The organism is Micromonospora sp. NPDC049089, from assembly GCF_040648775.1.
Taxonomy (GTDB): Bacteria; Actinomycetota; Actinomycetes; order Mycobacteriales; family Micromonosporaceae; genus Micromonospora.
On sequence record NZ_JBEZEH010000014.1, the window covers coordinates 47,637 to 57,110 of the forward strand.

9 protein-coding genes and 1 pseudogene are annotated in these 9,474 nt (G+C 72.3%); 5 read left to right on the forward strand and 5 right to left on the reverse strand.

Translation table 11 applies throughout. The features are described from left to right. Genes AB0B48_RS04825 through AB0B48_RS04840 form a run of 4 tightly spaced genes read left to right on the forward strand, consistent with a single transcriptional unit; the run spans position 1 to position 3,600 of the window. Positions 1-576 (forward strand): nucleotidyltransferase family protein, encoded by a 576-nt coding sequence (locus AB0B48_RS04825; protein ID WP_357195955.1) that lies wholly within the window; start codon positions 1-3, stop codon positions 574-576. Beyond that, positions 573-1,442 (forward strand): MoxR family ATPase, encoded by an 870-nt coding sequence (locus tag AB0B48_RS04830; RefSeq protein ID WP_357195958.1) that lies wholly within the window; start codon positions 573-575, stop codon positions 1,440-1,442. The genes AB0B48_RS04825 and AB0B48_RS04830 overlap by 4 nt, the downstream gene beginning before the upstream one ends. Further along, positions 1,439-2,365, forward strand: coding sequence for an SRPBCC domain-containing protein (locus tag AB0B48_RS04835; RefSeq protein ID WP_357195961.1), 927 nt, complete (start codon positions 1,439-1,441; stop codon positions 2,363-2,365). The genes AB0B48_RS04830 and AB0B48_RS04835 overlap by 4 nt, the downstream gene beginning before the upstream one ends. Further along, on the forward strand, positions 2,362-3,600 hold the full coding sequence (locus AB0B48_RS04840) for a VWA domain-containing protein (protein WP_357195964.1): 1,239 nt from the start codon (positions 2,362-2,364) through the stop codon (positions 3,598-3,600). Before AB0B48_RS04835 ends, AB0B48_RS04840 begins: the two co-directional genes overlap by 4 nt. On the opposite strand, the gene AB0B48_RS04845 is transcribed toward AB0B48_RS04840, so the two are convergent. The 5 genes and pseudogenes from AB0B48_RS04845 to map form a co-directional block, all read right to left on the reverse strand. Then, positions 3,525-4,481 carry a LysR family transcriptional regulator gene (locus AB0B48_RS04845; RefSeq protein ID WP_355006540.1) on the reverse strand — a complete coding sequence of 319 codons (957 nt, stop codon included), beginning with the start codon at positions 4,479-4,481 and terminating at the stop codon, positions 3,525-3,527. The two genes, AB0B48_RS04840 and AB0B48_RS04845, sit on opposite strands and share 76 nt — an antisense overlap. A 91-nt stretch (positions 4,482-4,572) precedes the next feature. Then, complete coding sequence (locus AB0B48_RS04850; protein WP_357195968.1) at positions 4,573-5,370, reverse strand: FkbM family methyltransferase; 798 nt, start codon at positions 5,368-5,370, stop codon at positions 4,573-4,575. 35 nt (positions 5,371-5,405) lie between these two features. After that, positions 5,406-7,061 (reverse strand): sulfatase-like hydrolase/transferase, encoded by a 1,656-nt coding sequence (locus AB0B48_RS04855; protein ID WP_357195971.1) that lies wholly within the window; start codon positions 7,059-7,061, stop codon positions 5,406-5,408. Positions 7,062-7,345: 284 nt separating this feature from the next. Next, positions 7,346-8,020: pseudogene (locus AB0B48_RS04860) on the reverse strand (CDP-alcohol phosphatidyltransferase family protein); the annotation flags it as partial. A gap of 163 nt (positions 8,021-8,183) precedes the next feature. Then, positions 8,184-8,957, reverse strand: coding sequence for a type I methionyl aminopeptidase (map, locus tag AB0B48_RS04865; RefSeq protein ID WP_357195974.1), 774 nt, complete (start codon positions 8,955-8,957; stop codon positions 8,184-8,186). 65 nt (positions 8,958-9,022) lie between these two features. Between map and AB0B48_RS04870 the strand changes: the two genes are divergently transcribed. Beyond that, positions 9,023-9,325 carry a helix-turn-helix transcriptional regulator gene (locus AB0B48_RS04870; protein WP_357195977.1) on the forward strand — a complete coding sequence of 101 codons (303 nt, stop codon included), beginning with the start codon at positions 9,023-9,025 and terminating at the stop codon, positions 9,323-9,325. The last annotated feature ends 149 nt before the right edge of the window (positions 9,326-9,474 follow it).

The window sequence follows — 9,474 nt, forward strand, 5'->3', positions numbered from 1 at the left end:
GTGTTCCTGACCGGCGTGGTGCTCGCCGCTGGAGCGTCGGTGCGGCTCGGCGAGGCCAAGCAACTGCTCCCGTACCGGGGGCGGACGCTGCTCGACGCCACCCTCGACCTGGCCCGCGCGTGCGGCTTCGACCAGTTGCTCGTCACAGTGGGCGGCGCGGCGGGCGACATCCGCGACCGGGTGGACCTGACCGGCTGCCAGGTCGTGCAGAACCCGGCGTTCAGCACCGGCTGCGGGTCGTCGGTGCGCACCGCCGCGCGTGCGGTGGACCCGCGCGCCGACGCCCTCGTGCTGCTCCTCGGTGACCAGCCCGGCGTCCGCGTCGCGGACGTCCGCGGGGTCGCCGCGGTGGACACCCCGCTGGCCGTGTGCCGGTACGCGGACGGCCTGGGCCATCCCTTCCGCTTCGGCCGTGAAGTCCTGCCCGAGCTGTACGACCTGCACGGCGACAAGGCCGTCTGGAAGCTCCTGCACTCCGGGCGTCACCCGGTGACCGAGGTGACAGTCGACGGGCCGGTGCCGATCGACGTGGACACCCGGGCCGACTACGAGCGCCTGCTGGCGGGCGAGGCATGAAGGACGCCCAGGCCGTCCGGCACCGCCTCGACGCCGTCGACTACCTGGTCGACGACGGCATGGCGATGGCCCTGTTCCTGGCCTTGCGCCTCGGTCGGCCGCTGCTGCTGGAGGGCGAGCCGGGGGTCGGCAAGACCACCGCCGCGAAGGCGTTGGCCCTCGCGTTGGAGACACCGCTGATCCGGTTGCAGTGCTACGAGGGGCTCACCGCCGGCGAGGCGCTCTACGAGTGGAACTACCAGCGGCAACTGTTGGCGATCCGGCTCGCCGAGGCGCACCACACCCGGCTCACCGACGCGGACCTGTTCAGCGCCGAGTACCTTCAGGAACGGCCGATCCTGCGGGCTGTACGCCACAGTGGGCCGGTCCCGCCGGTGCTGCTGATCGACGAGATCGACCGGGCCGACGACGAGTTCGAGGCGCTGCTGTTCGAGTTCCTCGGCGAGGCCGGCATCACGATCCCCGAACTCGGCACCTTCACCGCCCGCACGCCACCGGTCGTGGTGCTCACCTCCAACCGCAGCCGGGAGTTGCACGACGCGCTGCGCCGCCGCTGCCTCTACCACTGGATCGAGTACCCCGAACCGGCCCGCGCCGTGGAGATCGTCCGCCGGGCCGTACCGGGCGCGGCCGGGCCGCTGATCCAGACGGCAGTGCAGTTCGTCGGCGGCGTACGCCACCGGGAGTTGGAGAAGGCGCCCGGCCTGGCGGAGACCATCGACTGGGTGGGCGCGCTGTCCGTGCTGGCCGTCACCGACCTGGCCGCCGACGGTGTCGCGCAGACCATCGGCACCATCGCCAAAACCCCCGACGACCGCGCCGTGGTCGCCGCCGCACTCGGCGCCTACCAGGAGAGTCCACCATGAAGATCACCAACGAGTTCGCGGTCACCGTTCCGATCGACCGGGCCTGGGCGGTGCTCACCGACCTGGAAGGGCTCGCGCCGTGCCTGCCGGGCGCCCAGCTGACCGACGTCGACGGCGACGTCTACCAGGGCCGGGTGCGGGTCAAGGTCGGACCGGTCGTCTCGGAGTTCGCGGGCACCGCCCGCTTCGTCGAGAAGGACGACGCCGCGTACCGCGGCGTGATCGACGCGAAGGGCCGTGACGCCCGCTCGACCGGCACCGCATCCGCGCTGGTCACCGCCCATTTGCGGCCGGACGGCGACCGGACGCTGGTCAGTGTGGACACCGACCTGAAGATCTCTGGCAAACTGGCCCAGTTCGGCAGCGGCATGATCAAGGAGGTGTCAGGCAAGCTGCTGGCCCAGTTCGTGGCGAACCTGGAGGCCAAGCTCGCCGCCGAACCGCCGGCCCCGCATCCGCACGCCCAACCCGTGGCGGACACGCCCGCCGCGCCGCCCGTGCCCACCCCGGCGGCGTCCGAGTCAACCCCGGCGGCGTCCACCGCGCCGATCGAGCCGACTCCGGCCGCGTCCGCCACGGCGGTCGCCACCACGCCCAGCACCGCCGCCGTGGCACCCTCACCCGTCGAGCCGTCACCGGTCGCGCCGTCACCCGCCGGCTCGTCGCCGTTCTCGTCACGGCCAGGTCCGCCGCCGCCGGACGCGTCGTCGCCGGTCGCGCCGTCGCCGGTCGCGCCGTCGGGAATCGCGTCGTCGGCCGTCGGGCCGTCGGGTGATGCCGTACGTGTCGCGCCAACCGCCGAGCCGGAGGCGCTCGACCTGCTCAGCATCGCCGGCGGGTCGGTCACCAAGCGCCTCGTACCGGTGGTCGTCGGTCTGGTCGCGGTCGGCGCGGTGATCGCCTGGCTGGTCGCGCGCCGGTGAGCCAGGGCGTGCTGCGCGGCGTCGACCGGGCCGCGTTCGCGGTGGCGCTCGCCAGCCGGCTGCGTCGGGCCGGGGTTCCGGCCGGGCTGACCGCCGTCGACGACTTCGTCCGTGTGCTCGCCGCCAGCCCGCCCGACTCGATGTCGTCGCTCTACTGGACCGCCCGGATCAGCCTGGTGCGACGGCACACCGACGTGCCCACGTTCGACCGGGTCTTCGCGGCGGTCTTCGCGGACCCACCACCGTTGCCCCGACCGCAGCGGTCCGCGCCCCCGGCCGACAGTTCCGACGACGTGTACGTCCGGGTGCCGGCCGACACCGACGACGCGGGGCCGGGCGGCGGCCTGCCCTGGGCGACACTGCCGCCGGTGGTCGCCGAGACCCCCGAACACGACACCCCGCTGCGACTACCCGAGCGGCGCCCGAGCGCCCACACCGGGCTCGCCGACCGTCCGTTCGACGAACTCGACGCCGCTCAGGTCACGCAACTTGGCGACGCCCTGCGCGCGGCCGTCGCCGGCTGGCCGACCCGACGCACCCGGCGGCACACCGTCGGCCCGGCCGGTGCCCGGATCGCGTTGCGGGCCACCATCGCCCGGTCCCGGCGTACCGGCTGGGAGCCGATAGAGGTCGTCCGCGCGCGCCCGGTACGGCGGCCACGCCGGGTCGTGCTGCTCTGTGACGTCAGCGAGTCGATGCGGGCGCAGGCCACCGCGTACCTGCATCTGATGCGGGCGTTCGCGGTAGTCGCCGACTCGGAGGTGTTCGCGTTCGCCACGACGCTGACCCGGCTCACAGTGGTGCTCCGGCACACCTCGGCGGCAGAGGCGGTCGCACAGGCCAGCGCCGCCGTGACCGACCGGTACGGGGGCACCCGGATCGCCACGAACCTGCGCGCCCTGCTCACCTCCCACCACGCGGAGGCCGTACGCGGGGCAGTGGTGGTGGTCGGGTCGGACGGGTGGGACAGCGATCCGCCCGCCGACCTGGCAGCGGTGATGGCCCGGCTGAGCCGCCGCGCGTACCGGATCCTCTGGTTGAATCCCCGAGCCGGCGCGCCCGGCTTCGCCCCTCGCGTCGGCGGGATGGCCGCCGCACTCCCCTACTGTGACCGGATGCTGCCGGCCGGCACCTTCCAGGACCTGCTTGTCGTCGCCCGTCAGCTCCAGAGCGTCACGTGCACCGACGGCCGGAAATGGCCGACGCTGACGCCCGCGCCGCGCATCATCGCCTGAATCGCCCTCGGCGTCGACGAGAAGCGCGACAGCTCCTCGGCTGCCGACATCGAGCCGGGGGTGGCGAGCACCTGGGCATGCCACACCGCCTCCATCGTCGCGTGCGGCCCCAGCACCTGCCCGAGCTGGCCCTGACGGATGTCCGGCGCGACGGTGAACGCGAGGGCCGGCGCCACCCCCCTGCCCCGCTTGGCCTCCCCCAGCGCGGCCGCGTGGCTCTGGAACAACTGCTGCCGCTCGTCCGGCACGGCGAGGCGGCGCAGCAGCGCCGGGACCGCGCCCCACTCGGTGGCGGCCGACGGCCCGAGCAGCCAGGTCTGCTCCCGCAGCTGCCCCGGTGACGCCGCCATGCCGGCCAGTGGATGCTCCGGACCGACGGCGATCACGAGCCGGTAGTTCATCACCGGCCGGCAGTCGATCGCGCTGTCGACGACCGATGGTTGCGGCCCGATCGCGATGTCCGCGGCGCGGGTCAACAGCAGCGACTCGAACGCCCCCGGGTTGCGCACGCTCAACTCGACGTCGAGGTCGGCGGCGCGCTTCGCGAAGAGTTCGATCAGGCCCGGCGCGGCGAACTCCGCGAACAGGCTCGACGCCGCGACCCGCAGCATCCGTCGGCCGCGCGTAGCGGCGCTGACCTCCAGGATGGTGCGGTCCTGCAGGCCCAGCAGTTCCGCCGCCCGACTGGCCAGCCGCAGCCCACCCGCTGTGAACGCGAGGCCCGCCGCCGTCCGGGCGAAGAGCTTGTCGCCGAACTCCTTGCGCAGTTGGGCGATGTGCAGCGACACCGCCGACTCGGAGACCTGAAGCTCCGCGGCGGCCTGTTTGACCGAGCCCAGCCGGACCACGGCGACGTACGCGCGCAGCTGTGTCGGGGTCATCGGCCCTCTTCCCCGCGATCGCGTGGCGCGGCTCGACGTCGAGACGAACGTCGATCATCCCGCGCTGGTCCGCGCCACCGCCAGCGCCCGATCAGTCGGTGGTGACCGCCTGGTTTCCGGACACGCAGTACACGTCGCCGGAGTTCGCGGCGTGCGGCAGGTCGTGCAGGTGCGTCGCCAGGTCGGTCGCGGACATCCACCGTTGGAAGGTCATCGACTTGTCGTCGCCCACCGCGACGTCGAAGCCGTCGAAACCCAGCGCGGTCAGGCGATCGAGACACCGGTCGGCGACCGCACGCGCGATGGTGGTGAACTCGAACGACAGCGCGGGCAGCGGGCGACTCAGGCCGGCCAGCACCTCGTCCTCGAAGCCCTCAACGTCGATCTTGGTGAAGGCCGGCACGCCGTACGTCGCGATCAGCGCGTCGACGGTGACCACCGCCACCTCGATGTCGGTGTCCCACACCTGGCCCTCCCACCCGCCCGCGCCCTCCGCCGCGAGGACGAAATCCGGTGAGGCGGTGGACACTGTGGGGTTGGCGGAGTTGACGTGCAACCGGGTACGCCCGGGGAGCGCGCCACACGCCGCGTCGACCACTGTCACCCGGTCGTCGTCGGCGTAGATCGCCCGCAGGGCGCGCAGACACAACGGCTGCGGTTCCACAGCGACGACCCGGGCACCGAGGCGACGGAAGCTGGCGATGTGATCGCCCACGTGGGAGCCGATGTCGAAGACGAGGTCCCCGCCGTTGACGAAGCGGGAGTAGAAGGCGTCCATCCTCGCGTCCCGCTCGGGATCGCCGTAGTAGACGTCCAGCGACCGGTGCAGCAGGGACAGGGCCGGGTCGCTCCGGAGGGCGGCGATCCTGGTGTCGGTGCTAGCCGTCATCTGTCTGGGTCCAGTCCGTGGGAGAGGTGGCCGGGTCACGGTCCGAAGGCGGTCAGGAACCGGTCCCGGAAGGCGTCCATCCGCCAGACCGGCGCCTGCGGCCCGGGCTTCAGGCCGTCCTGCCAGCCCCACCCGGAGATCCGGTCCAGCACGGCCCGGTCCCGGGTGATGATCGAGATCGGCACGTCGTGGCTGGCGTTCTCGCCGGTGACGACCGCGGCGGGCTGGTGGTCACCGAGGACGATGAACACGAGGTCGTCGTCACCGTAGGTCCGCACGTAGGAGATAAGCGCGCCGAGGGTGTACTCGATGGACTTTCGGTAGTCCGCCCGGATCTGGGCGGTGTTGCGGCGCTTGTCGTCGGACCTGCCCGCGCCGGCCCCACGGTAGACCGCGCCGTCGCCGACGTCGGCCCAGTCGAGCAGCGGCGGGACGGGCGTCCAGGGCGCGTGACTCGACACCAGCGCCAGCTCGGTCATCACGTTGCCGTCGCGCTTCGCCTGCTCCAGGCGCTGCCAGCTGGCCAGGGTGTACTGGTCGGGCGGGGTGCCGAAGCTGAACTTCGGGCCTCGGTACGCGAGCGTCCTGGCGTCGTAGAACCGGTCGTAGCCGAAGAAGGAGCCCTCCGGCCACGGCTTGGTGACGGCGGGCATCACGCCCACGGTCTGCCAGTTCGCGCGTTGGAAGGCGCGATTGAGCGTCATCCGGTCACTGGCCAGCAGGGTGCGGTGGCGCTGGTCGTTGTCGATCCAGAGGCCGGAGAGCAGTGTGTCGTGCGCGAGCCAACTGCCGCCACCGAAGGTCGGCGAGGTGAGGAAGCCGCTCTGCGCGGCGAAACCCGCCGCGCTCAGCTGACTGGTGCCGCCGTCGAGGACCGCACCTACCCACGGCGCGAACTCCGGGTCCTCGACGGCGTCCCGGCCGTAGCTCTCCACGAAGGCGACGACCACGTTCTTGCCGCGCAGCGCGGTCAGTAGCTGGTCGCCCGGGGTGTCGCCGAACGTGTCGGCCTCGATCAGGGCGCCGAACGTCTCGCGGTCGTCGAGGCGCAGGCGCACCTGGAAGCCGTGACCGTTGGCCAGGGTGGTCGCGGACGTGTCGGCGACCGGTACGCCCTCGACTACCCGCACGTTGAACGCGGCGCAGGCTACCCAGACAACCACCAGCGCGGCAACGACCCGGGTGGTCCCGGTGCGGTGCCGGACCACCACCCCCCGCAGTCGCCGCATCGACAGCGTGACGAGTATCGGCAGGACCACGACCACCACCGCCAGGGTGACCGCGGCGCCGATGGCGGCGGGCCGGCCGTACGACTCGCTGAGGAAGGCGAACCCCTCGTCGAGGAGAGCCCAGTCGAGCACCGGGTCGAACGCCCGGCTCAGCGACGCGGTGAATCCCAGGTCGAGCAGCTTCAACAGGCCGAGCAGGCCGAGAGCCACGCCGGCGAGCGTCGCGACCATCCGGCTGCCACGAGACGGCAGGGCGAGCAGGAGGGCCACGACCAGTAGCGCCTCCAGGGGGATCCGCGCGAACGCCGCCGGGCTGAGCCGGCCGTAGTCGTACGGCACGGTGAGGACGAGCAGCACGAGCAGCGCGGCCAGCACGGTCGTCAGCCGGGCGGCGATGGAGCGTTTCGGCCGCTCCTCGAACTCCGTGCCGTCGGCGGTGCCGTCCGAGACCTCGACGTCCATAGCCCTCCGTCCCTGGCTCGGCAGCTGACGTACGCGCGTCAAGAGCGACAACCCGGGCATCCTTCCATGATCTTTGTTGGTCGCGGCATCCGGGAGGCTCAGACGCGGGCGGTCCCGCGTCGGGCAACGGCAACCGTGGGACGGTCCGACCAGGGCAGCCCGTCCGGCCGGCCCGAGCCCAGCGCCGTCGCGGCGCTCGGGGCACTGTGGCTCGCCGAGCTGCCCGCGTGGACCGTCGCGGCCGGGGTGGCGTGGGTGACGGCGCGGCGGCGGTGCCGGGTCGTCCAGAGCCAGGTCACGTCCCGCCCGAACGACTCGACCAGCAGCGCCACCGACACCACCAGCACCATTGTCGTCAGCGGCGCGGGCAGCACGTCGGCCATCGCCACCGTCAACACGACGCCCTGGATCGCGGCGACGACCTTGCTCCAGTAACGCGGCGGCGCGGATCCCCGCATCCACTCCAACACCCAGGTCGCGGCGCCGTAGAGGTAGCGCATCGCGCCGATCACGAGCACCCAGCCACCCACCGCGGGGGCCACGTGCAGGCAGAGCACCAGGACCAGGACCGAGTCGATCTCCATGTCGAAGCGCGCGCCGAGCTCGCTGGTGGTTCCGGTACGGCGGGCCGTGTACCCGTCGACGGCGTCGAGGGCCAACGCCACGCTGGTGAGGACGACCATCAGGGTGACCGGCGCCGACCGGCCGAACGAGTCGGCGGCCAGGGCCGTCACGCCGCCGACGAGGATCGCCCGGCTCAGTGTCACCCGGTCGGCCGGGCTGAGCGCACCCGCGCCCGAGCGGGACATCCCCCGGCTCAGCAGGGCGCACAGGACCACCCCGTACGCCAGCCCCGCCAACCAGCCCGCCGCGCCCAGACCGACCGTCTCCGCCAGCAGGGCCAGCAGGCCGATCTGCACGAGCAGTCCGATGACCGGACCAGTTCGAACCGTTGACATCGTGCCTCCGCGACTCTGGTGGGTGACCCTGACCGTCATCACGGAAAATATGACCGATCGGTTCATTCTGAACGCGACCCGCAGGGGTGCCACACAGAGACCTGCCCCTCGGCCGGCCAGTTAATCGTCCACCGTGGGTGCGGGTCGGCCGCCGGGCCGTCGGTCAGGGCGCCGGCAGGGTCAGCACCTCGGCACCGTCGTCGGTGATCGCGATGGTGTGCTCGCTGTGCGCCGTCCGGCAACCCGTCGCGCTACGGAGGGTCCAGCCGTCGGCATCGGTGACCAGCGTGGCGGTGTCCGCCATCACCCAGGGCTCCAGCGCCAGCAGCAGCCCCGGGCGTAGCCGGTAGCCGCGACCGGGGCGCCCGGTGTTGGAGACGTGCGGATCCTGGTGCATCGTCGATCCGACGCCGTGGCCGCCGAACTCCGTGTTGACCGAGTATCCCGCCGCCGTGAGAACCGAGCCGATCGCGTGGGAGATGTCACCGATGGGAACGCCGGGGCCGGCGGCGGCGATCCCCGCCTGCAACGCGCGCTCAGTCGCGTCGATCAACGCGACGCTCTCCGGGGGCCGCACGTCGCCCACGATGAAGCTGATGGCCGAGTCCGCGACGACTCCACGGTGGGAGACGGCGAGGTCGAGCGAGAGCAGGTCCCCGTCGGCGAGTGGGTAGTCGTACGGCAACCCGTGCAGTACGGCGTCATTCACCGACGTGCAGATGTAGTGGCCGAACGGCCCACGCCCGAAGGACGGCTCATAGTCGACGTAGCAGGACTGCGCCCCGGCCTCGGTGATCATGGCCTGCGCCCACCGGTCGATGTCCAGGAGGTTGGTGCCGACCACGCAGCGACTCTTCAGCGTCCGCAGGATGCTGGCGACCAACGCGCCGGTGTCCTTCGCTCGCAGCACGTCGGTGGGGCTCAGGATCTCGATCATGCAGCGCCTTCCTCTGGCGACCAATAAGTATCCCGGCCATATTATCCCGGTACTAGAATCGGGGCATGGTCAGGTTGCCGCTCACTCCCGAAGAGCTCGAACGCGGACAGCGCCTCGGCGCGCTCCTGCGTCGGGCCCGTGGAGAGCGTTCGATGCTCCTCACCGCGCTGGACGCGGGCGTCTCGCCAGAGACCCTTCGAAAGATCGAGTCCGGCCGGATAGCCACCCCCGCCTTCCCGACCATCGCGGCGATCGCCGACGTCCTCGGGCTCTCCCTCGACGCCGTCTGGTCGGAGATCAACACGTCGGCCGGCAGCGCCGAACTCCCCCGGCCGACGCGCACCGCGCGCGAGCGGTTGGCCTCCTAGTCTCGACCCGCTGGCAGGGCACGACGAGGCGTTGGCCGGCGACCCACCAGACGACGCTGGGACCTTCGGCCGCCCGTGGGACGCGCTCGACGCGCACCCCTGGGTGGACGTGGACGGCGCCGCCGGCACCGCCCAGGCCACCCGGCGCC